22 protein-coding genes are annotated in these 25,671 nt (G+C 58.4%); 7 read left to right on the top strand and 15 right to left on the bottom strand.

Translation table 11 applies throughout. The annotated features are described in order from the left end of the window. Window positions 1-4: 4 nt before the first annotated feature. Window positions 5-2,176 carry a YgiQ family radical SAM protein gene (locus UR289_RS09220; protein ID WP_045356051.1) on the bottom strand — a complete coding sequence of 724 codons (2,172 nt, stop codon included), beginning with the start codon at window positions 2,174-2,176 and terminating at the stop codon, window positions 5-7. A 199-nt stretch (window positions 2,177-2,375) separates the two neighbouring features. Here UR289_RS09220 and UR289_RS09215 point away from each other — a divergent pair, with 199 nt between their 5' ends. After that, window positions 2,376-3,851 carry a TrkH family potassium uptake protein gene (locus tag UR289_RS09215; RefSeq protein WP_033146649.1) on the top strand — a complete coding sequence of 492 codons (1,476 nt, stop codon included), beginning with the start codon at window positions 2,376-2,378 and terminating at the stop codon, window positions 3,849-3,851. Window positions 3,852-3,881: 30 nt separating this feature from the next. Here the strand turns inward: UR289_RS09215 and ftsP are convergent, their stop codons facing one another. The 4 genes from ftsP to UR289_RS09195 form a co-directional block, all read right to left on the bottom strand. Beyond that, entirely contained in the window at window positions 3,882-5,294 is a 1,413-nt protein-coding gene (ftsP, locus tag UR289_RS09210; RefSeq protein WP_033146650.1) for a cell division protein FtsP, read from the bottom strand. Between the two features lie 58 nt (window positions 5,295-5,352). Continuing rightward, window positions 5,353-6,090 carry a 1-acylglycerol-3-phosphate O-acyltransferase gene (plsC, locus tag UR289_RS09205; RefSeq protein WP_023333413.1) on the bottom strand — a complete coding sequence of 246 codons (738 nt, stop codon included), beginning with the start codon at window positions 6,088-6,090 and terminating at the stop codon, window positions 5,353-5,355. A 163-nt stretch (window positions 6,091-6,253) separates the two neighbouring features. Beyond that, on the bottom strand, window positions 6,254-8,512 hold the full coding sequence (parC, locus tag UR289_RS09200) for a DNA topoisomerase IV subunit A (protein ID WP_320709819.1): 2,259 nt from the start codon (window positions 8,510-8,512) through the stop codon (window positions 6,254-6,256). A gap of 118 nt (window positions 8,513-8,630) precedes the next feature. After that, window positions 8,631-9,032, bottom strand: a complete 402-nt coding sequence (locus UR289_RS09195; protein WP_182382681.1) for a YgiW/YdeI family stress tolerance OB fold protein — start codon at window positions 9,030-9,032, stop codon at window positions 8,631-8,633. Between the two features lie 139 nt (window positions 9,033-9,171). On the opposite strand from UR289_RS09195, the gene qseB reads away from it, so the two are divergent. The 4 genes from qseB (at window position 9,172) to UR289_RS09175 (ending at window position 12,197) form a co-directional block, all read left to right on the top strand. Beyond that, window positions 9,172-9,831, top strand: a complete 660-nt coding sequence (qseB, locus tag UR289_RS09190; RefSeq protein WP_047060375.1) for a quorum sensing response regulator transcription factor QseB — start codon at window positions 9,172-9,174, stop codon at window positions 9,829-9,831. Further along, window positions 9,828-11,165: a quorum sensing histidine kinase QseC gene (gene qseC / locus UR289_RS09185; RefSeq protein WP_320709816.1), complete on the top strand. Its 1,338-nt coding sequence runs from the start codon at window positions 9,828-9,830 to the stop codon at window positions 11,163-11,165. The genes qseB and qseC overlap by 4 nt, the downstream gene beginning before the upstream one ends. Window positions 11,166-11,269: 104 nt before the next feature. Next, the gene (locus UR289_RS09180; protein WP_023333418.1) at window positions 11,270-11,851 is read left to right on the top strand and encodes an NAD(P)H-dependent oxidoreductase; all 582 of its coding nucleotides are present in this window, start codon (window positions 11,270-11,272) and stop codon (window positions 11,849-11,851) included. A 31-nt stretch (window positions 11,852-11,882) separates the two neighbouring features. After that, entirely contained in the window at window positions 11,883-12,197 is a 315-nt protein-coding gene (locus tag UR289_RS09175) for a putative quinol monooxygenase (RefSeq protein ID WP_008502984.1), read from the top strand. Window positions 12,198-12,280: 83 nt separating this feature from the next. On the opposite strand, the gene UR289_RS09170 is transcribed toward UR289_RS09175, so the two are convergent. Genes UR289_RS09170 through UR289_RS09150 form a run of 5 tightly spaced genes read right to left on the bottom strand, consistent with a single transcriptional unit; the run spans window position 12,281 to window position 16,954 of the window. Next, a complete protein-coding gene (locus tag UR289_RS09170) occupies window positions 12,281-13,168 on the bottom strand; it encodes a MurR/RpiR family transcriptional regulator (RefSeq protein ID WP_033146656.1) in 888 nt (295 codons plus the stop codon). Further along, on the bottom strand, window positions 13,165-14,115 hold the full coding sequence (locus tag UR289_RS09165; RefSeq protein ID WP_087823195.1) for an iron-siderophore ABC transporter substrate-binding protein: 951 nt from the start codon (window positions 14,113-14,115) through the stop codon (window positions 13,165-13,167). The genes UR289_RS09170 and UR289_RS09165 overlap by 4 nt, the downstream gene beginning before the upstream one ends. 9 nt (window positions 14,116-14,124) lie before the next feature. Further along, the gene (locus UR289_RS09160) at window positions 14,125-15,165 is read right to left on the bottom strand and encodes a FecCD family ABC transporter permease (protein ID WP_039263001.1); all 1,041 of its coding nucleotides are present in this window, start codon (window positions 15,163-15,165) and stop codon (window positions 14,125-14,127) included. Continuing rightward, window positions 15,162-16,145: a FecCD family ABC transporter permease gene (locus tag UR289_RS09155; protein WP_087823194.1), complete on the bottom strand. Its 984-nt coding sequence runs from the start codon at window positions 16,143-16,145 to the stop codon at window positions 15,162-15,164. The genes UR289_RS09160 and UR289_RS09155 overlap by 4 nt, the downstream gene beginning before the upstream one ends. Then, complete coding sequence (locus UR289_RS09150; protein WP_047060367.1) at window positions 16,142-16,954, bottom strand: ABC transporter ATP-binding protein; 813 nt, start codon at window positions 16,952-16,954, stop codon at window positions 16,142-16,144. The genes UR289_RS09155 and UR289_RS09150 overlap by 4 nt, the downstream gene beginning before the upstream one ends. 386 nt (window positions 16,955-17,340) lie before the next feature. Between UR289_RS09150 and UR289_RS09145 the strand changes: the two genes are divergently transcribed. Beyond that, window positions 17,341-19,482: a TonB-dependent siderophore receptor gene (locus tag UR289_RS09145; protein ID WP_320709811.1), complete on the top strand. Its 2,142-nt coding sequence runs from the start codon at window positions 17,341-17,343 to the stop codon at window positions 19,480-19,482. An 83-nt stretch (window positions 19,483-19,565) separates the two neighbouring features. On the opposite strand, the gene parE is transcribed toward UR289_RS09145, so the two are convergent. From parE to nudF, 5 genes are read right to left on the bottom strand one after another with little or no spacing between them, the layout of a single operon-like run. Further along, window positions 19,566-21,458, bottom strand: coding sequence for a DNA topoisomerase IV subunit B (gene parE, locus UR289_RS09140; RefSeq protein ID WP_029740698.1), 1,893 nt, complete (start codon window positions 21,456-21,458; stop codon window positions 19,566-19,568). Window positions 21,459-21,486: 28 nt separating this feature from the next. Further along, window positions 21,487-22,068 carry an esterase YqiA gene (yqiA, locus tag UR289_RS09135; protein WP_008502976.1) on the bottom strand — a complete coding sequence of 194 codons (582 nt, stop codon included), beginning with the start codon at window positions 22,066-22,068 and terminating at the stop codon, window positions 21,487-21,489. Continuing rightward, window positions 22,068-22,895, bottom strand: a complete 828-nt coding sequence (gene cpdA, locus UR289_RS09130) for a 3',5'-cyclic-AMP phosphodiesterase (RefSeq protein ID WP_024906493.1) — start codon at window positions 22,893-22,895, stop codon at window positions 22,068-22,070. The genes yqiA and cpdA overlap by 1 nt, the downstream gene beginning before the upstream one ends. 27 nt (window positions 22,896-22,922) lie before the next feature. Continuing rightward, window positions 22,923-23,345, bottom strand: coding sequence for a DUF1249 family protein (locus UR289_RS09125; RefSeq protein ID WP_003862516.1), 423 nt, complete (start codon window positions 23,343-23,345; stop codon window positions 22,923-22,925). Beyond that, a complete protein-coding gene (gene nudF, locus UR289_RS09120; RefSeq protein WP_008502974.1) occupies window positions 23,342-23,974 on the bottom strand; it encodes an ADP-ribose diphosphatase in 633 nt (210 codons plus the stop codon). The genes UR289_RS09125 and nudF overlap by 4 nt, the downstream gene beginning before the upstream one ends. Window positions 23,975-24,178: 204 nt before the next feature. Here nudF and tolC point away from each other — a divergent pair, with 204 nt between their 5' ends. Next, window positions 24,179-25,657, top strand: a complete 1,479-nt coding sequence (gene tolC / locus UR289_RS09115; protein WP_033146662.1) for an outer membrane channel protein TolC — start codon at window positions 24,179-24,181, stop codon at window positions 25,655-25,657. Window positions 25,658-25,671 lie beyond the last annotated feature (14 nt).

Raw genomic sequence — 25,671 nt, 5'->3', positions numbered from 1 at the left:
TTATTTACGCTTTGCGCTTCACGGGCTTCTTCACACTCGAATTACCGTTCGAACGCTGATGCACAATCGGCGTGTGCTTGGTCAGCGCCGGGCGCGTATTGCGGTTCTGGCGACGCGCTTCGCGCATCTCATCGAGCGTCGGGGCCGGTACCAGGCAGTCGCGGCGCGAGCCGATCAGGTGTTTTTTACCCATCTCTTCCAGCGCCTGACGGATCAGCGGCCAGTTTTTCGGATCGTGGTAGCGCAGCAGCGCTTTATGCAGACGGCGCTGTTTATCCCCTTTCGGCACCACCACCTCTTCACTCTTATAACCAATCTTACTCAGCGGGTTCTTGCCGGTGTAATACATGGTCGTCGAGTTAGCGAGCGGTGACGGATAGAAGTTCTGCACCTGATCCAGGCGGAAGCGACGCTGCTTCAGCCACAGCGCCAGGTTCACCATGTCCTCATCGCGCGTGCCCGGGTGGGCGGAGATGAAGTATGGGATCAGATACTGCTCTTTACCCGCCTGCTTTGAATAGGTATCGAACAGCTCTTTAAATCGATCGTAGCTGCCCATGCCCGGCTTCATCATTTTCGACAGCGGGCCTTCCTCGGTGTGCTCCGGCGCAATCTTCAGATAGCCGCCGACGTGGTGCGTCGCCAGCTCTTTGATGTAGCGCGGATCTTCCACGGCGATGTCGTAACGTACCCCGGACGCGATCAGGATCTTCTTGATGCCCTTCAGGTCCCGCGCGCGGCGGTAGAGGTTGATCGTCGGCTCATGGTTAGTGTCCATATGCTCGCAAATGCTCGGATAGACGCAGGAGAGGCGACGGCAGGTTTGCTCCGCGCGCGGCGACTTGCAGCGCAGCATGTACATGTTCGCGGTTGGGCCGCCAAGGTCGGAAATCACGCCGGTAAAGCCCGGAACCGAGTCGCGAATCGCTTCGATCTCATTGATGATCGAATCTTCAGAGCGGCTCTGGATAATGCGCCCTTCGTGCTCGGTAATAGAGCAGAAGGAACAGCCGCCGAAGCAGCCGCGCATGATGTTGATCGAGAAGCGGATCATCTCATACGCCGGGATACGGGCGTTACCGTACGCCGGGTGCGGCACGCGCTTGTACGGCAGCGCAAAGACGCTGTCCATCTCTTCGGTGGAGAGCGGGATCGCCGGCGGGTTGATCCAGATAAAGCGCTCGCCGTGCTTCTGCATCAGCGCGCGGGCGCAGCCCGGGTTGGTTTCATGGTGCAGAATACGGGACGCGTGCGCGTAGAGCACCTTGTCGGCTTTCACCTTCTCGTAGGACGGCAGCAGCACGTAGGTCTTTTCCCACGGTTTCGGGCGCGGCGGCTGCACAACGATAGCCTTCGCTTCCGCTTTTTTCGGCTCAACCGGCTTGTTATCGGCACACGGCAGATCTTCGCCGTACGGGTGCGGGATCGGGTCGATTTTGCCCGGCATATCAATGATGCGGGAATCCACCCCGCTCCAGCCCGGCAGCGCCTCTTTTACCATGATGGCGGTATTGCGCACGTCGCGGATGCTGCTCACCGGCTCACCCTGCGACAGACGGTGCGCCACTTCCACCAGCGGACGCTCGCCGTTACCGTAAATCAGCATGTCGGCTTTGGAATCCACCAGCACCGAGCGGCGAACGGTATCTGACCAGTAGTCGTAGTGCGCGGTGCGGCGCAGGCTCGCCTCGATGCCGCCCAGGATCACCGGGACGTCTTTCCAGGCTTCTTTACAGCGCTGGGTATAGACCAGGGTCGCGCGGTCGGGGCGTTTACCCGCCACGTTATCCGGCGTGTAGGCGTCGTCATGGCGCAGCTTGCGGTCGGCAGTATAGCGGTTGATCATCGAGTCCATGTTGCCTGCGGTGACGCCGAAGAACAGGTTCGGTTTACCCAGACGCATAAAGTCGTCTTTGCTGTTCCAGTCAGGCTGGGAGATGATCCCCACGCGGAAGCCCTGCGCCTCAAGCATACGGCCACAGATGGCCATGCCGAAGCTCGGATGGTCAACGTAGGCATCGCCCGTGACCAGAATGATGTCGCAGCTGTCCCAGCCCAGTTGGTCCATCTCTTCACGGGACATCGGCAGGAATGGCGCCGGTCCAAAGCAGGCCGCCCAGTACTGGGGCCAGGAGAAGAGGTCACGATCCGGCTGGATCAGGGAAATTGCGCTCATAATGCTTCCGAAGAAAAAATAGACAAAAGGAGCGGGATTATACGCTGTTCATCCGCCAGATTTGAAGAAAAGGATGCATGAAGCAGGCAGATATTCGGGGAAGTCGTTAAAATACGGCGCCCAGATAATTTTGAATCATAATATTCACTATATTTTCCGGTGAGTTGTCCCGGAACGTGTTATTGCGCGGAGCTCTGTCGTGAAGCCCAACGATTCGTTACATGTATCCCAGCTGCGGGTTGTCCTTCACCTCTGCGGTTTTCTGGTTCTGCTGTACAGCCTTTCCATGCTGCCGCCGATGGTGATCGCCCTGCTGAATAAAGAGCGGACCTACTTTGCCTTCCTGACCACCTTTTTAACCTTTTTTACTCTCGGAGGGCTAACCTGGCGGGCAACACGTCACGCCGGCATACAGCTTCGCACCCGCGACGGGTTTGTGATTATCGTGCTGTTCTGGCTGCTGTTTTCATTCATTAGCGCCATGCCGCTCTGGATGGATGACGGGCTACAGCTCTCCTTTGCCGACGCGCTCTTTGAAGGGGTTTCCGGGATCACCACCACCGGGGCAACGGTCATCGGGGACGTCAGCGCCCTGCCTAAGTCATACCTTTATTACCGCGCTCAGCTGAATTTCATTGGCGGGTTAGGCGTCATCGTGCTGGCCGTCGCGGTCCTGCCGCTGCTGGGCATCGGCGGCATGAAGCTCTATCAGTCAGAGATGCCGGGGCCGTTCAAAGAGGAGCGTCTGACTCCCCGCCTTGCCGATACCGCGCGCACGCTGTGGGTAACCTACTTCGCGCTGGGCGTGGCATGCACCCTGGCCTACTGGCTGGCGGGAATGTCATTTTTTGACGCCCTCTGTCACGGGCTGTCGACCGTGTCGTTGGGCGGGTTCTCCACCCGCAGCGAGAGCATTGGGTTTTATGACAGCCACGCGATTGAGCTGGTCGCCGGGGCGTTTTCACTGCTTTCCGCGTTCAATTTCACCCTCTGGTACGTCGCCATTGTCAGACGCACCCTGAAACCGATTCGCCGCAGCCCGGAGGTTAAATTCTTTCTGAGCGCCGCCGCGGTGATTATTGTCATCACCGCCTGGCAGGTCTGGCATGCCGGGATGTACAACGCAACGGATAGCCTGGTGCACGCCTTCTTCCTTGCCAGTTCGATGATGACCGATAACGGCCTTTCGACAGCCGACTATGCCCAATGGCCCGCACACACCATCTTCCTGCTGTTGAGCGCCAGCTTTTTTGGCGGCTGCGTAGGCTCGACCTGCGGCGGGATCAAAGCCCTGCGTTTTCTCATTATGTTCAAGCAGAGTATTCAGGAGATGAACCAGCTGGCGCATCCGAGAGCGCTGCTGAGCATTAAGGTGGGCAAAAGCGTGGTGAATGAACGCGTCCTGCGCTCGGTATGGAGCTTCTTTTTTCTCTACGTCATGATCACGGGCTTTTTTGTCTGGTCGCTCAATCTGATGGGCTACGACCTGTTTACCGCATTCGCAACGGTTGCCGCCTGCATCAACAACATGGGGCTGGGGTTTGGCGAGACGGCGTCGACGTTTGGCACGTTAACCGAGGGGGCAAAACTGCTGATGTGCGCGGCGATGATCCTGGGGCGTCTGGAAATTTACCCGGTGCTGATTCTGTTCTCGCGCTTTTTCTGGCGGGCATAAAACATTCCCGGCGAACCGGGAATGTTGGGGTTAAGGTGCGGGGTTGATCAGCATCTGCCCCACGGAGCCCCTGTCCATCATCTCCAGCGTCTGGCTGTGGAACAGGAACGGGAAGTGCGGCCACGAAGGCTGACCGTAATAGACAAGCAGTTCAACCTGGCCGTCTACCCAGACGGTATCTTTCCAGCCGCGATCTTCCGGGAACGGCATCGCACCGTTGACGTTGCGGATCAGGAATGCCACCCCTTCAATATGGAACGACTGAGGCATATCCGAGCGGACCGTCCAGCGCTCCCAGGTGCCCTGCTGCGCGGTAATGTCGATGCGGTTGACGTCCCACAGCGCGCCGTTGATGCCCGGGTCGTCGCCCAGGCTGATATCACGGCTACGCACCGGCGAGCCGCTCATGATCTCCTGCGGCAGCAGACGCATTGGCAGGCTATCGGTCACCAGCGGCAGCAGACCGGTCGGGCGCAGGGTCAGCACCAGGGTAGAGACAAGAATGCTCGACGGTTCAAAGAACCCGCGAATGCGGTCCACAATGCTGGCCGCTTCACCGCAGGTGACAGACACTTCATCCCCATTGGTCATATCAATGAGAACTTCACGACGTTCGCCCGGCGAGAGCGCCAGCTGTTTGACGGAAACCGGCGCCGGTAAAAAGCCCTGGTCGCCGGAGATCACGTGCAGCGGACGGCCATCGCTCATTTGCAGCTGATAGCGGCGCGAGTTAGACGCGTTGAGCAGACGCAGGCGGACCCAGCCGCGCGAAACTTCCACATACGGGCTTTGCGCGCCGTTGACCAGCAGCGTATCGCCGACAAAGCCACCGCTGCCCGGCTCGCTGTATTCTGGCGTACCGAAATTATCCAGACGCTTGTCCTGGATGATAACCGGGAAATCATCCACGCCGTAGTGGTTCGGGATCGGCAGGGATTTGCTGACCTCATCTTCCACCAGCCACATTCCGGCCAGGCCATTATAAACCTGCTGCGCCGTGCGGTTAGGCGTGTTGGCGTGATACCACAGGGTGGCCGCGCTCTGGCGAATCGGCAGAACGGGCGCCCAGTCGGCGCTGGGTGACATCATTCGCGCCGCGCCGCCAATCAACGGGCCAGGCACCTGTAAGCCGCTGATGGTCATGGCGACATTTTCAGGGGTACGGTTACTGTAGATGAGCTTTACGTCATCGCCATTCCACACGCGTATGGTCGGCCCAAGGTAACGTCCGTTAATGCCCCAGACCGGCGCGCGCGTCCCCTGGGTAAAGGACCAGTGGCTACGCTGCAGCGTCAGGAAAAGCGGCTGACCGCGACGGGATTCAATTAATGGCGGAATGGGCAGCGGCTGTTGCTGCCCGGCGGCGCTGGCTGTCAGCGGCATCGCACCCGCACAAAGGGCGATCCCGGAAGCCTGAATAAACTGACGCCGACTGAGTGACATATAAGCTCCATCTGAAACGACTAACAACGCGGGAATTCGTTTTCCCTTCAACGCCGGATTAAATCTTACCGGCGGCTTCTCTCTCTGCGACTTCTTTGTCGAGCTGCGCAATGTGCTGAGCCATCAGCTCACGGCAGTGCGCTGCCAGCTCGCGCACCTGGTCTTTACCGTATTTGCTGGTATCGACGGGTGGCAGCATTTCGACAATCACCAGCCCGTTATTCAGGCGGTTAAGATTAATCTTATTCGAAGTATTGGAAACACACACAGGAATAATTGGAACACCTGCCGCAATTGCGGCATGAAACGCACCGGTTTTAAACGGCAGCAGGCCGCGGCCGCGGCTACGCGTTCCTTCCGGGAACATCCAGATTGAGATTCTGCGCTTTTTAAAATGATTGACCACTTCCGCAATGGTGCTGTGCGCTTTCGCACGGTTGTTACGGTCGATCAGCAGGTTACCGGTCAGCCAGTACAGCTGGCCAAAAAACGGGATCCACAGCAGGCTTTTTTTCCCCACCGTCACGGTCGGTGGCAAAACGATATTTGCGGCGGTCACCATATCGTAATTGTTCTGATGGTTGGCGATATAGATGGCGTTACCGAAATTCTCCGCCCCTTCAGGCAGACGTTTTTCAACCTTCAGACCAAACAGCGGCGCAAGGCGACCGAACATATGGCCGAAGGTGGCAACATGCTTAGGATTACGCGGACTGAACAGGCAATAGATGCAGCCGAAAATACAGACCAGAATGCAGTAGATAACGGTAAGAATAAGACGAACAATATATAGCATAGCGACCTCTGAAGCCCCAACAGCTGACAATTATACTTCACCTGTGGCCAGGTAAGGACTTTATTACGAGCGCGTATTGTTAATCGCAACGCACGAATTAACAACGATTTTACGGGAAATTTTATTGAAACTCCCCCTCCGGGCAGAGGGGGATATCACGACATTACTCTTCGCTGTCACCCGCGGTGCTGCGTGCAGGAGAGTCAATCTCCACGCGGTCGATGCGCTGCAAACCGCGCATCAGCGAGCCGCGGCGACCGCGCTCACCCACCACTTTCTGCAGCTCTTCCGGACGCAGCTTGATCTTACGCTTGCCGACGTGAATGGTCAGCGTGCTCTGCGGCGGCAGGAGGAAGAGGTGTGCCAGGCCATCTTCGCCTTTCGCGGCTTCCACCGACGGGATGTTGATGATCTTGTTGCCCTTGCCTTTCGACAGTTCCGGCAGATCGCTGACCGGGAACATCAGCATACGTCCGGCGGTGGTGATCGCCAGCAGCATGTCGCTTTCGTTCTCGATCACCAGCGGCGCCATCACGTGGGCGTTGTCCGGCAGGCTTATCAGCGCCTTACCGGCACGGTTACGGGAGACCAGATCGTTGAAGGTACAGATAAAGCCGTAGCCCGCATCGGACGCCAGCAGCAGCTTCTGGTCATCGGCTTCCATCAGCATATGGTCAACCGTCGCCCCCGGCGGCAGCGTCAGCTTGCCGGTGAGCGGCTCGCCCTGCCCGCGCGCGGAAGGCAGCGTAATCGGGTCGATGGCGTAGCTGCGGCCGGTGGAGTCGATAAACGCCACCGGCTGGTTGCTCTTGCCTTTCACCGCCGCTTTGAAGCTGTCGCCCGCCTTGTAGCTCAGCCCCGGCGCGTCGATATCGTGGCCTTTGGCGCTGCGCACCCAGCCGCTCTGCGACAGAACAATCGTGACCGGCTCGGACGGCTGCATGTCGTGCTCGTTCATCGCCTTCGCTTCTTCGCGCTCGTGCAGCGGAGAACGACGGTCGTCGCCGAAGGCGTCTGCATCGGCCTGCAGCTCTTTCTTCAGCAGGGTATTCATCTTGCGCTCGGACGCGAGGATCGCCTGCAGCTGATCGCGCTCTTTTTCCAGCTCGTTCTGCTCGCCGCGGATCTTCATCTCTTCCAGTTTGGCGAGATGGCGCAGCTTCAGTTCGAGGATCGCTTCGGCCTGGGTTTCGCTGATGCCAAAGCGCGACATCAGCGCCGGCTTCGGCTCGTCCTCGGTACGGATGATCTCAATCACTTCGTCGATATTGAGGAACGCCACCAGCAAACCTTCGAGGATATGCAGGCGCTTAAGCACTTTCTCCAGACGATGGTTCAGACGACGACGGACCGTATCGCGGCGGAAGGTCAGCCATTCGGTGAGGATCTCCAGCAGGTTTTTCACCGCCGGGCGTCCGTCGAGACCAATCATGTTCAGGTTGATGCGGTAGCTTTTTTCCAGATCGGTGGTGGCAAACAGGTGGTTCATCACCTGCTCCATGTCCACGCGGTTGGAGCGCGGCACGATCACCAGACGGGTCGGGTTCTCGTGATCCGATTCGTCGCGCAGGTCGTCCACCATCGGCAGCTTTTTATTGCGCATCTGGGAGGCGATCTGCTCCAGCACTTTAGCACCGGAAACCTGATGCGGCAGCGCGGTGATCACCACGGCGCCGTCCTCTTTATTCCACACCGCGCGCATGCGCACGGAGCCGCGACCGTTCTGGTAGATTTTGCGGATTTCCGCGCGCGAGGTGATGATCTCGGCTTCGGTCGGGAAATCTGGCCCCTGCACGATATCCAGCAGCTCGTCGAGCGTCGCTTTCGGCTGCTCAATCAGGGTAATGGCGGCTTTCGCCACTTCACGCAGGTTGTGCGGCGGAATGTCCGTCGCCATACCGACCGCGATACCGGTGGTACCGTTCAGCAGAATGTTCGGCAGACGCGCGGGCAGCATCTTCGGCTCCTGCATCGTACCGTCGAAGTTCGGCACCCAGTCAACGGTTCCCTGCCCCAGCTCGCCCAGCAGCACTTCGGCATATTTAGAGAGACGGGATTCGGTATAACGCATCGCCGCGAAGGATTTCGGATCGTCCGGCGCACCCCAGTTCCCCTGCCCGTCCACCAGCGGGTAGCGGTAAGAGAACGGCTGCGCCATCAGCACCATCGCTTCATAACAGGCGCTGTCGCCGTGCGGATGGTATTTACCCAGTACGTCACCGACGGTACGGGCGGATTTCTTGAACTTGGCGGTGGCGTTCAGCCCCAGTTCGGACATCGCATAGACGATGCGGCGCTGAACAGGCTTCAGGCCATCCCCGATAAACGGCAACGCCCTGTCCATGATGACGTACATGGAGTAGTTCAGGTAGGCGTTTTCCGTGAATTCATGTAGCGCGAGGCGCTCTGCCATATCGCTCATTACGTGTGATTCCTCAACTCAGAAACCGAAGGGTTTCAGGCAATATTGCCGCAGATACTACCTCATCTGATGAATTGAGTCACAAAGAAAAAGGGCCGCACAGGCGGCCCTTTTCGGGTTATTTGTTCAGCTTAATAACCTGCTTCACGTCGATTTCAAACTCGTTCCAGTCTTTATCGACTTTACCCTGCAGTTCAACTTTATCCTGCGGAGTGACGGTCACACCGTTCCAGCGCTTGTGGTCAATCTCAACTACGACCGTGCCGGACTCATCGCGGAAGGTGTAGCGGTCATCGGACAGGCGCTCGGTGATGTTCCCGCGCAGCTTCACCCAGGCATCGTCCTTCAGGTCTTTCACGTTTGCCGCGGTGGTGAGGTTGGCGTTGTTATCGACAAAACCGCCCTGCTGAGTTTGCGTCTGGGTCTGTGTGGCCGATGGGCCAGTAAAACCGCCCTGAGCAGCAAAGACCGGCGCGGTGGTCATCATCATGATGGCAGCAATTGCAGCGAATTTTTTCATTTTCATCTCTCCCTTTAATGTCGTTTCGCAATCCATTTAACAGGGTAATCCTTAACAACTTCTTAAGGGAAAAATTTATTTATTATTGCTGTACAGCAGGCGCTTACAGAGGGTTTACTGACGACATCAAGGAGGGAACATGCGCATTTTACTGGTAGAAGACGACAGGTTAATCGGCGACGGTATCAAGGCGGGGTTGAGCAAAATGGGCTTTAGCGTGGACTGGTTTACCGACGGTAAAACCGGCCAGGCCGCGCTGTCTTCTGCACCCTATGATGCCGTGGTGCTGGATCTGACGCTGCCGGAAATTGACGGTCTGGATATCCTGCGCGCGTGGCGCGAGAGCGGGCGCAGCGAGCCGGTACTGATTCTGACGGCGCGGGATGCGCTTAACCAGCGCGTCGAAGGGCTGCGTCTTGGGGCGGATGATTATCTCTGTAAGCCGTTCGCGCTGATCGAAGTGGGTGCCCGCCTCGAAGCGCTGGTCCGCCGCAGCCACGGCCAGGCGCGTAGCGAGCTGCGTCACGGGAAGGTCACGCTCGATCCGAGCCGTCTCGTCGCCACGCTGGACGGTGAGCCGCTGACGCTCAAGCCGAAAGAGTTCGCGCTGCTGGAGCTGTTAATGCGTAACGCCGGTCGGGTGCTGCCGCGAAAGCTGATCGAGGAAAAACTCTATACCTGGGACGACGACGTCTCCAGCAACGCCATCGAGGTTCACGTCCATCATTTGCGCCGCAAGCTTGGCAGCGAGTTTATCCGCACCGTGCACGGCATCGGCTATACCCTGGGTGACGCATGAAACTGAGCCTGAAGCTGCGCCTGACGCTTCTCTTTTTACTTCTGTCTCTGACGGCCTGGTTTGCCGCCAGCCTGGTTGCCTGGCAGCAGACGACCCACAAGCTCGACAAGCTGTTCGATACCCAGCAGATGCTGTTTGCTAAACGGCTGCTGACGATGGATCTGGACGAGATCCGCGCCCCCGAACGCATGCGCGAGATCCCGAAAAAAGTGAAGCACGGTCGTCTGGACGACGACGCGCTGGCTTTCGCCATTTACGCCGTCGACGGCAAAATGCTCCTCAACGACGGTGAAAACGGACGCGATATTCCGTACCACTATCACCGCGACGGGTTCGATAACGGGCAGCTGCAGGGCGACAACGACGAGTGGCGTTTTTTATGGCTAACCTCACCCGACGGGAAGTACCGCGTAGTGGTCGGCCAGGAGTGGGAGTACCGCCAGGAGATGGCGCTGGACGTGGTCAGCTCGCAGCTGACCCCCTGGCTGGTGGCGCTGCCCGTGATGTTGCTGCTGCTGATCGTCCTCCTGAGTCGGGAGCTGAAGCCGCTGAAAAAGCTGGCGCAGACCCTGCGCTCCCGCTCGCCGGATGCCACCGATAAACTGCCGACCGAGGGCGTCCCTACGGAAGTACGCCCCCTGCTCGACTCGCTGAATCATCTCTTCGCGCGCACCCAGGAGATGATGACCCGCGAGCGCCGCTTTACGTCCGATGCCGCCCACGAGCTGCGCAGCCCGCTGGCGGCACTGAAGGTGCAAACTGACGTGGCCCAGCTCTCTCATGACGATCCGCAGGCGCGGGAAAAGGCGCTGACGCAGCTGCATGCGGGCATCGACCGCGCCTCCCGGCTGGTGGATCAGCTCCTCACGCTTTCGCGTCTGGACTCGCTGGATAACCTTGACGATGTCGAACCGATTCCCCTGGCCGACTTGCTGCAGTCGGCCGTGCTGGATATCTGGCATCCGGCGCAGCAGGCGGGCATTGATATTCGCCTGAACATCCATGCACCAGAGGTGACACGCTCGGGCCAGCAGCTGCTCCTGAGCCTGCTGGTGCGCAACCTGCTGGATAACGCGATTCGCTACAGCCCGCGCGGCAGCGTGGTGGACGTAACGCTGGACGCGCGTGGCTTTACCGTGCGCGACAACGGCCCAGGCATTTCACCGGACGCGCTGGCGCGCATCGGCGAGCGCTTTTATCGCCCGCCGGGTCAGGATGCCACGGGCAGCGGGCTGGGGTTATCCATTGTAAAACGCATCGCCACCCTGCACGGGATGCGCGTTTCGCTGAGCAATGCGCCTGAAGGCGGTTTTGAAGTGAAGGTCAGCTGGTAGGGATTATTGCGTTTAACGCAAAAGACTTTGCACATTTTGCTCATTTTACCGCACCGTCCTCGCGCGTAGAATACAGGCCATACTCTCATCATCGAGGACAAATAATGAGCAACATCCTGATTATCAACGGTGCAAAAGAATTTGCGCACTCTAAAGGCCAGCTGAATGACACCCTGACCGAGGTCGCGGACGGTTTCCTGCGCGACGCCGGGCATGATGTTAAGGTCGTGCGCGCGGACAGCAACTACGACGTGAAGGCCGAAGTGCAGAATTTCCTGTGGGCTGACGTGGTGATCTGGCAGATGCCAGGCTGGTGGATGGGCGCGCCGTGGACCGTGAAAAAATACATGGACGACGTGTTCACCGAAGGTCACGGCTCACTGTATGCCAGCGATGGCCGCACCCGCTCTGACGCCTCCAAAAAATACGGCTCGGGCGGCCTGATTCAGGGCAAAAAATATATGCTCTCGCTGACCTGGAACGCACCGCTGGAAGCCTTCACCGATAAAGATCAGTTCTTCGAAGGCGTGGGCGTCGACGGCGCGTACCTGCCGTTCCACAAGGCTAACCAGTTCCTGGGCATGGATCCGCTGCCGACCTTTATCGTCAACGACGTGATTAAAATGCCTGACGTCCCGAGCTATATCGCAGAATATCGCAAGCATCTCGCGGAAATTTTTGCTTAACTGGTAGCCTGGAATTAAAGGAGTAGTAAACATGCTTACCGTAATCGCAGAAATCCGTACTCGTCCAGGTCAACATCACCGTCAGGCGGTGCTGGATCAGTTCGCGAAAATTATCCCGACCGTACTGAAAGAAGAAGGCTGCCACGGCTACGCGCCGATGGTGGATGCCGCCACTGACGCCAGCTTCCAGGCGACCGCGCCAGACTCGATCATCATGGTTGAGCAGTGGGAAACCGTCGCGCATCTTGAAGCGCACCTGCAGACCGCGCACATGAAAGCGTGGAGCGACGCGGTGAAGGGTGACGTGCTGGAAACCCACATCCGCATTCTGGAGCAAGGGGTTTAAGTTTCCCCTCCCCCGCCCTCTCCCGAAAGGAGAGGGAGAACAGATCCAGGCCCGGTGAGCGTCAGCGCTACCGGGCTTTGTTTTTAGGTGCTTTTCTTCCCCGGCTTTAACCCACGGTGTAGCTCGTTGATGCGCTTCATCGACTTAATGGTGCGCTGCGGCTCGGTGGAGGCGACGGATAAAATGATCATCTCCAGACACAGCAGCACCGTGCCGTGGAGCGGGATTTTGCCTTTTTCGCCGCCGCGCGGAACGTGGATCACCACGCTGGCCTCCTTGCTGAAGCGTGAGTCTAGGGCGTTGGTCAGCAGGATGGTGGGAATGCCCAGACGTTTTGCTTCACGCAGCGTGGTTTGCCCCTCCCGGTGCGCGGATTTCTGCGCCATCATCACCAGCACGTCGCCGCGCTGAAGCGCAATCAGCTGCTCGGCAAGCCCTATTCCGGTACGGTTAAGCGGCGTGGCGGGTAACCCCATACGACTGAACAGCCTGGCGGTGTACTCGGCCAGAATGCCGGAGGCGCCAATGCCAAATATGGCGACCTGCCTCGCCTGCGCCAGCAGAGAGACCGCCTGGGCCATCGCGTAGCGGTTGTGGGGCTCGGATAACACCTCGCAGGTGTGCTGATGCCCCTCCAGCACAAAATCAATGCTCGCGTTGACGTCGCTGGCGAGCGTATTCACCGTGGTGGACATCTTTTCGCTGGAGGTGACCACCGGACCAAACCACTGCTCCAGCGTTTGCTTGAGATCGCGCAGCCCGGCGAAACCCAGCGCCTGAATGGCGCGGACTACCGTGGCATCCGACGTTTTCAACAGCGTCGCGATCTCCATTGCGGTCTGTTCCATCACCGCTTCGCGGTTGTCATGGATATAGCGTGCAACCTGCAACAGACGCGGCGTCAGCTGATGCGCACGCGCGCGAAAGCGGTCACCATAGACATCCACGCGCCCTTTCTCTTTGCGGATCACCGTGACGCCTCCGGCAGCGGACGCCCGGCAATCTGCGACTGCACCTGCGCGGCCATCAGCCCTAACGAGGCGTACGAATTCGAGATGGCCTCTTCACGCGAGATCAGCACGTAATGCCCGGTTCTGCAGGCATTCAGGAACTGACACCAGCCCGGCATGACCGCATCCATCGCCGCCAGCTCGTCCTGCGGTTTACCGCCCGTATCCCCGCGCCAGGTGGCGAAGACGAAATCGGCATCCAGCTCCGGCAGGCGCTCGGCGCTGACGTCGATGCGCCCTCCGTCCGGGATGGACTCAATCAGCGGCGGGAAGGTGAACCCGGCGTCGCGCAGCACGCGGCCCAGCGAGTGGTAGCTGTGCATGGCGTTAATCTTTCCCTGATTCGCCTGAATCACGGACACGGTCACCTTGCGGGTATCAATAGTCGCCTTCAGCGCCTTAATCTGCTCCTGATAGCGCCGCTCCAGAACCTTGAGCCGCGCCTGCGTTCCCGTCAGCTGAGCCAGCTTGCGGTAGATCTCCGGCGCGCCGCCGTCGAGATGATCGATGCTCACCGTCGGGGCAATTTTCGCCAGCTGTTCCACCGGGGTGTTGCGGGTCGGCTCGGTAACGATCAGGTCAGGCTTTGCGGCGGCGATGGCTTCAATGTCGATATCGGCCGTGCCGATAAATGTAATGTCGGAATTATCGAAGTCGACGCCGGTCAACATGCCGCTGGAGCGCAGAAAGTGGCTGCCGTCCGGCCGCGTGCGGCCATGGCTCGCCACCGGCGGCACGCCAAGCTCAATCAGCGGAATGGTGATATCCAGATCGTGTAAGGAGACAATCCGTTTCGGATGAACCGGCACCACCACTTTTCGGTTCAGATCGTCAGTAAACGTCTGCGTCGGCTCCGCCGCACCCACCGCGAACCCCACCAGCAACAGCATCGAAAATACTACGCGCATTTTAGTCCCCTAAAATCTGTCCCGACGCTGCCAGAGCAGCAGCAGGAAAAACGGTCCGCCAATCAATGAAATCACAATTCCCGCCGGCAGCTGCAGCGGGAGGAACGCCAGACGTCCGACGTTATCCGCCAGCAGCACCAGCAGCGCGCCCAGCACGGCGCTTCCCGTCAGGAGCGCGGTTTGCCCACCGCGCAGCAGCAGGCGCGCCATATGCGGGGCAATCAGCCCCACGAAACCTATACTGCCCACGCACGAGACGCAGGCCGCCGTCAGCACCACCGGGGCGAGAACCCGCAGCAGCGCCAGCCGGGTTATGCGCACGCCAAGGCCCGCTGCGGCCTGATTGCCGAGCAACGCCACGTCCGCTGCCCGCGCGGTAAACAGCAGCAGCGCAAACGCGGGGGCAGCCCAGAGCGCGGCTAACCCCACCAGCGTCCAGTTTGCCGCATGCAGGCTTCCCGCCAGCCACAGCATCGCCGTCTGTACGTCGCGCACGTCGGCGGTGGTGATAAAGACGCCCATTGCGGCGGCAAACGCCCACGACACGCCGATGCCGATCAGGATAAATCGCGGGCGCGAGATATCGCGCGCCAGGGCGATAACCAGCAGCGCGGTAAGCAGCCCACCGGCCATGCCGACCAGAGGACGCCAGGCCAGGCCCAGCGCCGGGAACTGAAAAATCAGCAGCAGTACCGCCGCGCTACAGCCCTCCTTCACGCCGATAAGCCCGGGATCGGCCAGACCATTGCGGGTGATGGACTGCATTGCCGCCCCCGCCATGCCGAGCATCGCGCCGCACAGCACCGCCATCAGCAGGCGCGGCAGGCGGATATCCATCACGATGTAGCGCGTCTCCGCCGTCAGGCTCTCAGGAGAAAACAGCGCCCGCCCGATGGCAGAGGTGGGAACAGGCAGAGATCCGTGCGTCAGGCCAAAGCCCAGCAGGCTTAACGCCACCAGCGCTAAAAGCGTCAGGCAGGCTAGCGCCCTCGGGCGAACCAGCGCCGATAAACGGCCAATACGGATCGCGCGGAATCCGGCCCGGTTCATTTGAACATCCTCGATGCCATAAAGATGAATACGGGTGCGCCGACCAGGGCCGTCATGATGCCGGTTGCCAGCTCCCAGGGCGTAAACAGCGTGCGGGCGGCGATATCCGCCAGCAGCAGAACCAGCGCGCCACACAGGGCAGACAGCGGCACCATAACGCGTAAATCCACCGACACCAGACGGCGAATGAGCTGCGGCACGACCAGGCCGATAAAGCCAATCGGCCCGGCAATTGAGACGGCCGCACCGCAGAGCAGCGCGATGGCCAGCAGGGCAAGCAGGCGGGTTTTCAGCAGCGACACGCCAAGCCCCTGCGCCATTCGGTCTCCCAGCGCCAGCATGTTGAGCGAGGGTGACAGCCCGATGGCGAGAACAAAACCGGCTGTTGCGGCCCACAGGGCGCTCCGGAGCGTCTGCACGTTGATCCCGGACAGGTCCCCTGCCAGCCAGGTGCGCATGGCGAGCAGCGTCTGTTCATCGAGGATTAACACCGCGGCGGTAATCGACGAGGCAAACGCCGACATCGCCACGCCGCACAGCGTGACCTTCATCGGCGTAAGCCCGGTGCGACCGGACGAGGAGAACATCAGCACCAGCAAAAACAGCGCGGCGGCACCGGCGGCGGCAACGAGCGGGCGACCAAACGGCAGCGACAGCCCAAGCGCGCTGGTAATCACGACCGCCAGCGCGGCCCCGGCGTTTAGCCCCAGAATATGCGGCTCGCCGAGCGGATTGCGGATCACGGACTGCAGCAGCACGCCCGCCACGCCGAGCGCGGCGCCCGTCACCATCGCGGCGCAGAGGCGCAGCAGTCTTAATTTGATAATGACGTTATGGTCGAAATTGCGCGGATCGAAATGGAAGAATGCCTCCACCACCGTCTGCGGGGCGATGAAGCGTGCGCCGATGCCCAAATGCATAATCGCGCCCAGCGCCAGCAGCAAAGCGAAGATCGGGAAGGCCAGAGAGGAGCGCATCATGGCTGAACAGGGCCCTGGCGAAACGGCATAAAGAACGGCTTGCCGGTCAACGGGTTTATGGACATATGCACGTCCACATCAAACACCGCTTTAATCAGCTCCGGCGTACAGGCATCGCCCTCATGCAATACGCCTTCAACTTTCCCCTGGCGTAAAAAGACCAGCGAATCGCCGTAGTTTACGGCGAAGTTGAGATCGTGCAGCACCACCACGACGGTACGCCCGTGCCGGCGGGTCAGGGTGTGCAGCAGTTCCAGGATCTCCACCTGATAGCGGAGATCGAGAAACGTCGTGGGCTCGTCAAGCAGGATATACGGCGTTTGCTGCGCCAGCGCCATGGCGATCCAGCAGCGCTGACGCTGGCCGCCGGATAAGCTTTCCACCGGCATATGGGCAAACTCCGCCGTGCCGGTCAGGCGCAGGGCCTCTTCCACCGCCAGCTCGTCCTCGTCGCTCCACTGGCGCATAAAGTTCTGCCAGGGAAAACGCCCGCGCGAGACCAGCTCAAAGACGGTCAACCCTTCCGGGAGCAGCGGAGACTGCGGCAGGATACCCAGCTGGCGGGCGACGGCTTTGGTCGGCAGCGCGTGGATCGCCTTGCCGTCGAGAACTGCCGCGCCGCCAAGCGGCTGAAGCAAACGCGCAATGGTGCTCAGCAGCGTGGATTTTCCACAGCCGTTCGCCCCTACCAGCACGGTCATTTTCTGCTGTGGGATCGCAAGGGAGATATCATCAACGATGATTTTTTTCTGATAGCCCGCAGAGAGGTTCTCCAGAACCAGTCCCGGTTTTTTTGTGTTGTGAGCCACGTGAATGCCAACGTAATAAAAAAGCGCAACAAATATAAATAAAAATCATTCTCTTTTGAGAGTTTGACGCTGCGCCATGTAGTAGTCAAGAGAAGAAACACCCTGATAAAACCAGGGATAAGCCTGAAGGGAAATGAACAAAAAAGGACTTTCAAAAGCATTTAATTCAATAACTTAATAATCATCCCGCTGCGCTTATACGCCCGGATAAACGTTGTAGCAGTTTTTTTCTTTTTTCCATTTACTACTACATTCACGCATGATTGAATGATTCTCAATTACATGTCCGATGCTCGCCGTGGCTAACGGACAGACCGTAAAGGGCAATGACTCACACATTTTTCCGCGAAACGTCATTCGCGGGATATTTCGGGATAACAGATGTAATGGCTACGTTCACACCTTCACTCTCTGGGGTAAAAGGGCGCGCGCTCTTTTCACTGCTGTTTATGGCGCCGCTGGTGCAGGCAGCAGATAACACCGCGACTAAAGACGGCGAAACGCTTACCGTCACCGCCGATCCAAATACGACGGCGGAGGCCACGAATGGCTATCAGCCGTTGAATACCTCCACCGCGACGTTAACCAACATGCCGATGCTGGATATCCCGCAGGTGGTCAATACCGTCAGCGACAAAGTGCTGGCGGATCAGCATGCCACCACGCTGGATGAAGCGCTCTATAACGTCAGCAACGTGGTGCAGACCAACACCCTGGGCGGCACGCAGGATGCCTTCGTGCGCCGCGGATTTGGCGCGAACCGCGACGGCTCGATCATGACCAACGGCCTGCGCACCGTGCTGCCGCGCAGCTTTAATGCTGCAACCGAGCGCGTGGAGGTGCTGAAAGGCCCGGCCTCGACGCTCTACGGCATTCTCGATCCGGGCGGCCTGATTAACGTCGTCACCAAACGCCCGGAGAAGACCTTCGGCGGTTCCCTTTCCGCTACCTCGTCCAGCTTTGGCGGCGGCACCGGACAGATCGATGTTACCGGCCCGATTGACGGAACGCGCCTGGCGTATCGCCTGACGGGCGAATATCAGGACGAGGATTACTGGCGTAATTTCGGCAACGAACGCAGCACCTTTATCGCTCCGTCGCTGACCTGGTTTGGCGATGACGCCACCGTGACCGTGCTCTATTCGCATCGCGACTATAAAACGCCGTTCGATCGCGGAACGATCTTCGATCTCAACACCAAAAAGGCCGTCAACGTCGATCGTAAAACCCGCTTCGACGAACCGTTTAACGTGACCGACGGCCAGTCCGATCTCGCTCAGCTCAACGCGGAGTATCGCCTCAACAGCCAGTGGACCGCGAAGCTCGACTACAGCTACAGCCAGGATAAATACAGCGATAACCAGGCCCGCGTGATGGCCTACGATTCAAAAACCGGCAACCTGACCCGCCGCGTGGATGCGACCCAGGGCTCGACCCAGCGTATGCACACGACGCGCGCGGATCTGCAGGGAAACGTGGACATCGCGGGCTTTTACAATGAGATCCTGACCGGCGTGTCGTATGAGAATTACGATCTGCTGCGTACGGACATGATCCGCTGTAAGAACGTTAAGGATTTCAATATTTACAACCCGAGCTACGGCAGCCTCGGCAAGTGCACCACCGTCTCGGCATCCGACAGCGATCAAACCATTAAGCAGGAAAGCTACTCCGCCTACGCGCAGGACGCGCTGTACCTGACCGATAAGTGGATCGCCGTCGCCGGAATGCGCTATCAGTATTACACTCAGTACGCGGGGAAAGGCCGTCCGTTTAACGTGAACACCGACAGCCGCGACGACCAGTGGACGCCGAAGCTGGGTTTTGTGTATAAGCTCACCCCGGCGGTCTCGCTGTTTGCCAACTATTCCCAGACGTTTATGCCGCAGTCGTCCATTGCGAGCTACATTGGCGACCTGCCGCCGGAAACGTCAAATGCGTATGAAATTGGCGCTAAATTCGACCTGTTCGACGGCATTACCGCCAACATCGCGCTGTTTGATATCCACAAGCGCAACGTGCTGTACACCGAGAGCGTGGGTGATGAAACCGTCGCCAAAACAGCGGGCCGCGTGCGCTCTCAGGGCGTGGAGGTGGATCTTGCCGGCTCGCTGACCGAGAACACCAACATTATCGCCAGCTACGGCTATACCGACGCGAAGGTGCTGGAAGATCCGGACTATGCGGGCAAACCGCTGCCGAACGTGCCGCGCCATACCGGCTCCCTGTTCCTGACCTACGATATTCACAATGCGTTTGCCGGGAATACCCTGACGCTGGGCGGCGGCGGGCACGGCGTAAGCCGTCGTTCCGCAACCAACGGTGCGGATTATTATCTGCCGGGCTATTTCGTGGCGGACGCGTTTGCGGCGTACAAGATGAAGCTACAGTATCCGGTGACGCTGCAGGTGAACGTGAAAAATCTGTTTGATAAGACCTACTACACGTCGTCGATTGCGACCAACAACCTGGGCAACCAGATTGGCGATCCGCGCGAAGTGCAGTTTACGGTGAAGATGGAGTTTTGATGTAAAAAAGCCCGGTGGCGCTAACGCTTACCGGGCCTACGATCCATTCCCTCTCCCGGCGGGAGAGGGTTAGGGTGAGGGCATCAGGCCTCAATATCCGCCATATCGCCTTTCTCCTGCAGCCAGTTACGTCGGTCTTCCGAACGTTTCTTGGCAAGGAGCATATCCATCATGGCGTTGGTTTGCTGCTCGTCTTCATCGCTGATCGTCAGCTGCACCAGACGGCGCGTGTTCGGATCCAGCGTCGTTTCGCGAAGCTGCATCGGGTTCATCTCGCCCAGCCCTTTAAAGCGCTGCACGTTCGGTTTGCCCTTCTTGCGCTTCAGCTGTTCCAGCACGCCCGCTTTCTCTTCTTCCGTCAGCGCGTAGTAAACCTCTTTACCGAGGTCGATACGGTACAGCGGCGGCAGCGCCACGTGGACGTGACCGTTTTTCACCAGCGTTTTGAAGTGCTTCACGAACAGCGCGCACAGCAGCGTGGCGATGTGCAGACCATCGGAGTCCGCATCCGCGAGGATACAGATCTTGCCGTAGCGCAGCTGGCTCAGATCGTCGCTGTCCGGATCGATGCCGATCGCCACCGAAATATCGTGCACTTCCTGCGAGGCCAGCACTTCATCAGAAGAGACTTCCCAGGTATTCAGGATCTTACCCTTGAGCGGCATGATCGCCTGATATTCACGATCGCGCGCCTGCTTGGCCGATCCGCCCGCCGAGTCCCCTTCCACGAGGAACAGCTCGGTACGGTTGAGATCCTGCGCGGTACAGTCCGCCAGCTTGCCCGGCAGCGCAGGGCCGCTGGTCAGCTTTTTACGCACCACTTTCTTCGCGGCGCGCAGACGACGCTGGGCGCTGGAAATGGCCATTTCGGCCAGCATCTCTGCCGCCTGAACGTTCTGGTTCAGCCACAGGGTAAACGCATCTTTCACCACGCCGGACACGAACGCCGCGCACTGACGTGACGACAGGCGCTCTTTGGTCTGACCGGCAAACTGCGGATCCTGCATCTTCACGGAGAGCACGTAGGCGCAGCGATCCCAGATATCTTCCGCCGACAGCTTCACGCCGCGCGGCAGGATGTTGCGGTATTCGCAGAACTCACGCATCGCGTCCAGCAGCCCCTGACGCAGGCCGTTGACGTGCGTACCGCCGAGCATGGTCGGGATCAGGTTGACGTAGCTTTCGGTCAGCAGCTCGCCGCCTTCCGGCAGCCACAGCAGCGCCCAGTCCACGGCTTCGGTATCGCCGCTAAAGTTACCGACAAACGGTTTTTCCGGCAGCGTCGGCAGGCCGTTTACCGCTTCGCACAGGTAGTCGTTCAGACCGTCGGCATAGCACCAGGTTTGTGCGGTATTGTTAACGTGGTCTGTAAAGGTGATTTCCACGCCCGGACACAGCACCGCTTTGGCTTTCAGCAGGTGCGTCAGGCGAGAAACGGAAAAACGCGGGCTGTCGAAGAAGCTTTCGTCAGGCCAGAAGTGGACGCTGGTGCCGGTGTTGCGTTTGCCGCACGTGCCGACAACCTGCAGATCCTGCACCTTATCGCCGTTTTCAAACGCGATGTTATACACCTGACCGTCGCGGCGGACGTTCACTTCCACGCGTTTGGACAGGGCGTTCACCACGGAGATACCCACGCCGTGCAGACCACCGGAGAACTGGTAGTTCTTGTTGGAAAACTTACCGCCTGCGTGCAGGCGACAGAGGATCAGCTCAACGGCAGGCACGCCCTCTTCCGGGTGGATATCCACCGGCATGCCGCGCCCGTCGTCGATGACTTCCAGCGACTGATCGGCGTGCAGAATGACGTCAACGCGTTTGGCATGGCCCGCCAGCGCTTCGTCCACACTGTTATCAATAACTTCCTGGCCCAGATGGTTTGGGCGCGTCGTATCGGTGTACATCCCCGGGCGGCGGCGAACCGGCTCAAGCCCGGTGAGGACCTCAATGGCATCAGCGTTATAGGTTTGCGTCATGATTTAAACTAGCAATTCGCATTGATTGTCAGTGGCTGTGCAGTCCAAGAAAATCGACAATCTGGGTGAAATGATTCTCAAAGCCCGTGAAAGCATGGTTTCCGCCCTCTTCTATAGTCTGGCGGCAGGAGGCGTAATACGCCACTGCCTGGCGGTAATCCAGCACTTCATCACCCGTCTGTTGCAGCAGCCAGATGAGATCCGGTGCCTCAAGCGGGTCGACCTGCATAACTTTGAGATCGTAAATATGGCGTGACTCTAGCACATATTGCTGCCCGGTGTAGGGGTTCTCGTTTTCGCCAAGAAAGTCCCTCAGCAGCTCAAATGGCCGTACCGCCGGATTAACCACAACGGCGGGCAGCATGAAGCATTGTGAGAGCCAGGTGGCGTAGTACCCGCCCAGGGATGAACCGACCACACCGAAGGTTTCGCCGCCGTGTGCAAGCACAATAGATTCCAGCATCTCCGCGGCCTCTGCCGGGTAAGGCGGCAGCTGCGGGATAATCATCTCAACGTCGGGGTGATGCTCGCTCAGCCACTGGCGAAACTGTGTCGCTTTTGCAGAGCGCGGCGAGCTGTTGAATCCGTGCAGATAAAGGAGCGTAGACATCAATAGCCTTCTGAAGCGGTATCCGGGCGGAATTTTGCACCGGTCAAACGGCAGACTTCCGTGGTCAGCGTGCCGTCGGCATGCAGTTCCAGCCAGCGCCAGCCTGGCGCGATGGTGTCAAGCGTAAAGTTAGCGCAGTGCGGCTTAAACTGAACGCAGGTTGACGGCGTCGCCAGCATGCGGCGTCCGTTCCAGTCGAGATCCTGTTCCTGATGAATATGTCCACACAGCAGATTTTTCACCCGTGGGAATTTCGCCAGCACGCGATCCAGCGCCGCGGAGTTGCGCAGGCTGTGCTGATCGAGCCAGCTGCAGCCCGCCGGCAGAGGATGATGATGAAGCAACAGCAGCGTGTGACGTTCAGGTTCAGCAGCCAGTTTGGTCTCAAGCCAGTCGAGCTGAAACTCGCTTAACTCACCGTGCGGGACGCCAAACACCTGGCTATCGAGCAGCAGGATCTGCCACTGTTCACCCGCAAAAACACATTTCGCCGGAGAAATTCCCGCATCCTGAAGAGAACTGTACATGGCGGGCTGGAAGTCATGGTTTCCTGGCAGCCAGACGCAAGGCACGCTAAAGCTCGCGATGCCTTCAGCAAAATGCTGGTAGGCCGCGGAGGACTGATCCTGCGCCAGATCGCCCGTTGCGACAATCAGATCGCATGCACGGTTTTCAGCGTGAATGGCGCTAAGTACCGCCTGATAACTCTCCCAGGTGTTGACCCCCAGTAGCGTTTCATGCTTTTCGGCAAAAAGGTGGGTATCGGTGATTTGTAATATCCTGACTGGCGCCCCACCAGCAACAGTCAGGTTCAACAGGCTTTCCAAATGGTGTCCTTAGGTAGGTTTATGACGCTAACAAACCGGAATCGCCATTGCTCCATGTGCTAAACAATATCTTAGCCAGTCGGCTAAAAACTGGTTAATTTGATGCTTTTCGTCGCGTTGATGCAACTTTTTATTCGGGTAATCATACCGCGCCTTGAAGCGAAAGATCTGCTGGCTTGAACACACTTCAGCGACCATCGCGTCGTGATAGAGACGCACCGTCATCGACGGCAGGCTCCAGTAGCTAATGCTGGGTGCCGTTTGCTCAATCTCCACCAGCGTAGTGTAGCGCGTTGATTCTGTTATCGTTAACCGATACTGCGCGTTGCTCACCTGATAGCTTACCGTTTCGCCGGGTGCGTCGTTTCGCGGCAGCAGGCGGCGCAATTGTGCGAAATTGGTTTCGCACAGGCGCATCATTTCTGGGAAGTCAGGTGTATAGCGCTTCATTTTTTCCACTCGTTTCGTAATGTCTGATAATGCAGCTGCAGCCATTGCAGGGCGATGACAGACGCTGCGTTGTCGATTTTCCCCTCTTCTACCCACTGATAAGCCTGTTCCCGGCTCACCACATGAACCCGAATATCTTCGTTTTCATCTGCCAGACCGTGGATCCCTTCCGCCGTCGTGGCGTCCACTTCGCCCACCATTATGGACAAGCGCTCGCTGGTACCGCCCGGGCTTGCCAGATAGCTCAGCACCGGTTTTGTACGGCCCACCACCAGCCCGGCCTCTTCCAGCGCCTCGCGTCGGGCGACGTCTTCAACCGTTTCACCTTCTTCGATCATTCCGGCCACCATCTCCAGCAGCCACGGGCTCTCACTGACGTCATAAGCGGCGATGCGGATCTGCTCCACCAGCACAACTTCGTCACGCACTGGGTCAAAGGGTAGCAAGACTGCCGCATGCCCGCGCTCAAAAATTTCGCGTCTGATTTCGCCGCTCATTTCCCCGTTAAACAGGCGATGCCTGAAACGGTAAAGATCCATTGAAAAAAAACCGCTATAAAGCGTTTCTCGTGCAATAATTTCTACATCGTTTTTGGCGAATGTCACGGGCAACTTTTCTGGTTTCTGCATGAGTCGAGTCCTGGTAGCAATGGTGATGAAATTGTGAATTTCAAGGCTGTTTGGCTGCCGTTTGTAAGGCTATATGGTAGATTGGTGCAAATTACCGCCAGATGGCACGTTACGCCAACCTTTTGGTATGGAAGATTCTGTTAGAATCGGCAATTATTTTTTAATTAGATCAGCGCTAATACTGCTTCACAACAAGGAATGCAAATGAAGAAATTGCTCCCCATCCTTATCGGCCTGAGCCTGACGGGCTTCAGTGCAATGAGCCAGGCGGAAAACCTGTTACAGGTCTACCAGCAGGCACGTCTGGGCAACCCTGATTTACGTAAATCAGCGGCCGATCGTGATGCTGCGTTTGAAAAGATTAACGAAGCGCGTAGCCCCTTGCTGCCACAGTTAGGTTTAGGTGCAGATTATACCTACAGCAACGGTTTCCGCGACGCTAACGGCGTAAACTCCAATGCTACCAGCGCCTCACTGCAATTGACACAGACGCTGTTTGATATGTCCAAATGGCGCGCCCTGACCCTGCAGGAAAAGAGCGCGGGTATCCAGGATGTGACCTATCAGACCGACCAGCAGACGCTGATCCTGAACACCGCCACGGCGTACTTCAACGTGCTGAGCGCGATTGACGCACTCTCCTACACCGAAGCGCAGAAACAGGCGATTTACCGCCAGTTAGATCAAACCACCCAGCGTTTCAACGTGGGCCTGGTCGCGATCACCGACGTGCAGAACGCCCGTTCACAGTACGACACCGTGCTGGCTAACGAAGTGACCGCGCGTAACAACCTCGACAACGCGCTGGAATCCCTGCGTCAGGTCACCGGGAATTACTATCCTGAGCTGGCGTCGCTGAACGTGGACAGCTTTAAAACGGATAAACCGCAGGCCGTTAACGCCCTGCTGAAAGAGGCGGAAAACCGCAACCTGAGTTTGCTGCAGGCGCGTCTGAGCCAGGACCTGGCCCGCGAGCAAATTCGTCAGGCGCAGGACGGCCATCTGCCAACCCTGAGCCTGAGCGCGTCTACCGGTGTCTCTGATACGTCCTATAGCGGCTCTAAAACCAATACGTCCCAGTATGACGACAGCAATATGGGTCAGAATAAAGTGGGTCTGAGCTTCTCCCTGCCGCTGTATCAGGGCGGTCAGGTCAACTCTCAGGTGAAACAGGCGCAGTACAACTTTGTTGGCGCGAGCGAGCAGCTGGAAAGCGCCCACCGCAACGTGGTGCAGACCGTACGTTCCTCCTTCAACAACGTGAACGCCTCGATCAGCAGCATCAACGCCTATAAACAGGCCGTTGTGTCTGCACAGAGCTCTCTGGATGCGATGGAAGCGGGCTACTCGGTCGGTACACGTACTATCGTTGACGTGCTCGACGCGACCACCACGCTGTACAACGCGAAACAGCAGCTCTCCAGCGCGCGTTACCAGTACCTGATTAACCAGTTGAACATCAAACAGGCTCTGGGTACGCTGAACGAGCAAGATCTGCAGATGCTGAACAGCGCACTGGGCAAACCGGTCTCCACCTCTCCGGACAGCGTTGCGCCGGAGAACCCGGAGCAGGTTGCCGCGGTTGATAACTTCAACGCTAACAGCAGCACCCCTGCGGCACAGCCGGCCGCTGCGCGTACCACTACATCCGCCAGCAAAGGCAATAATCCGTTCCGTAACTAAGAGTGTTATCAGGC

The organism is Enterobacter sp. 302C9, assembly GCF_034106085.1.
Classification (GTDB): domain Bacteria; phylum Pseudomonadota; class Gammaproteobacteria; order Enterobacterales; family Enterobacteriaceae; genus Enterobacter; species Enterobacter asburiae_B.
Note: the sequence above shows the minus strand (reverse complement) of the source record. Positions and strands in the feature narration are given on the sequence as shown.

Excerpts from the sequence above, each read along its gene's own strand:
- UR289_RS09220 (WP_045356051.1), bottom strand. The coding sequence starts at position 2,176 with ATGAGCGCAATTTCCCTGATCCAGCCGGATCGTGACCTCTTCTCCTGG.
- ftsP (WP_033146650.1), bottom strand. The coding sequence starts at position 5,294 with ATGTCACTCAGTCGGCGTCAGTTTATTCAGGCTTCCGGGATCGCCCTT.
- plsC (WP_023333413.1), bottom strand. The coding sequence starts at position 6,090 with ATGCTATATATTGTTCGTCTTATTCTTACCGTTATCTACTGCATTCTG.
- parC (WP_320709819.1), bottom strand. The coding sequence starts at position 8,512 with ATGAGCGATATGGCAGAGCGCCTCGCGCTACATGAATTCACGGAAAAC.
- UR289_RS09195 (WP_182382681.1), bottom strand. The coding sequence starts at position 9,032 with ATGAAAAAATTCGCTGCAATTGCTGCCATCATGATGATGACCACCGCG.
- qseB (WP_047060375.1), top strand. The coding sequence starts at position 9,172 with ATGCGCATTTTACTGGTAGAAGACGACAGGTTAATCGGCGACGGTATC.
- qseC (WP_320709816.1), top strand. The coding sequence starts at position 9,828 with ATGAAACTGAGCCTGAAGCTGCGCCTGACGCTTCTCTTTTTACTTCTG.
- UR289_RS09180 (WP_023333418.1), top strand. The coding sequence starts at position 11,270 with ATGAGCAACATCCTGATTATCAACGGTGCAAAAGAATTTGCGCACTCT.
- UR289_RS09175 (WP_008502984.1), top strand. The coding sequence starts at position 11,883 with ATGCTTACCGTAATCGCAGAAATCCGTACTCGTCCAGGTCAACATCAC.
- UR289_RS09165 (WP_087823195.1), bottom strand. The coding sequence starts at position 14,115 with ATGCGCGTAGTATTTTCGATGCTGTTGCTGGTGGGGTTCGCGGTGGGT.
- UR289_RS09160 (WP_039263001.1), bottom strand. The coding sequence starts at position 15,165 with ATGAACCGGGCCGGATTCCGCGCGATCCGTATTGGCCGTTTATCGGCG.
- UR289_RS09155 (WP_087823194.1), bottom strand. The coding sequence starts at position 16,145 with ATGATGCGCTCCTCTCTGGCCTTCCCGATCTTCGCTTTGCTGCTGGCG.
- UR289_RS09145 (WP_320709811.1), top strand. The coding sequence starts at position 17,341 with ATGGCTACGTTCACACCTTCACTCTCTGGGGTAAAAGGGCGCGCGCTC.
- parE (WP_029740698.1), bottom strand. The coding sequence starts at position 21,458 with ATGACGCAAACCTATAACGCTGATGCCATTGAGGTCCTCACCGGGCTT.
- yqiA (WP_008502976.1), bottom strand. The coding sequence starts at position 22,068 with ATGTCTACGCTCCTTTATCTGCACGGATTCAACAGCTCGCCGCGCTCT.
- UR289_RS09125 (WP_003862516.1), bottom strand. The coding sequence starts at position 23,345 with ATGAAGCGCTATACACCTGACTTCCCAGAAATGATGCGCCTGTGCGAA.
- nudF (WP_008502974.1), bottom strand. The coding sequence starts at position 23,974 with ATGCAGAAACCAGAAAAGTTGCCCGTGACATTCGCCAAAAACGATGTA.
- tolC (WP_033146662.1), top strand. The coding sequence starts at position 24,179 with ATGAAGAAATTGCTCCCCATCCTTATCGGCCTGAGCCTGACGGGCTTC.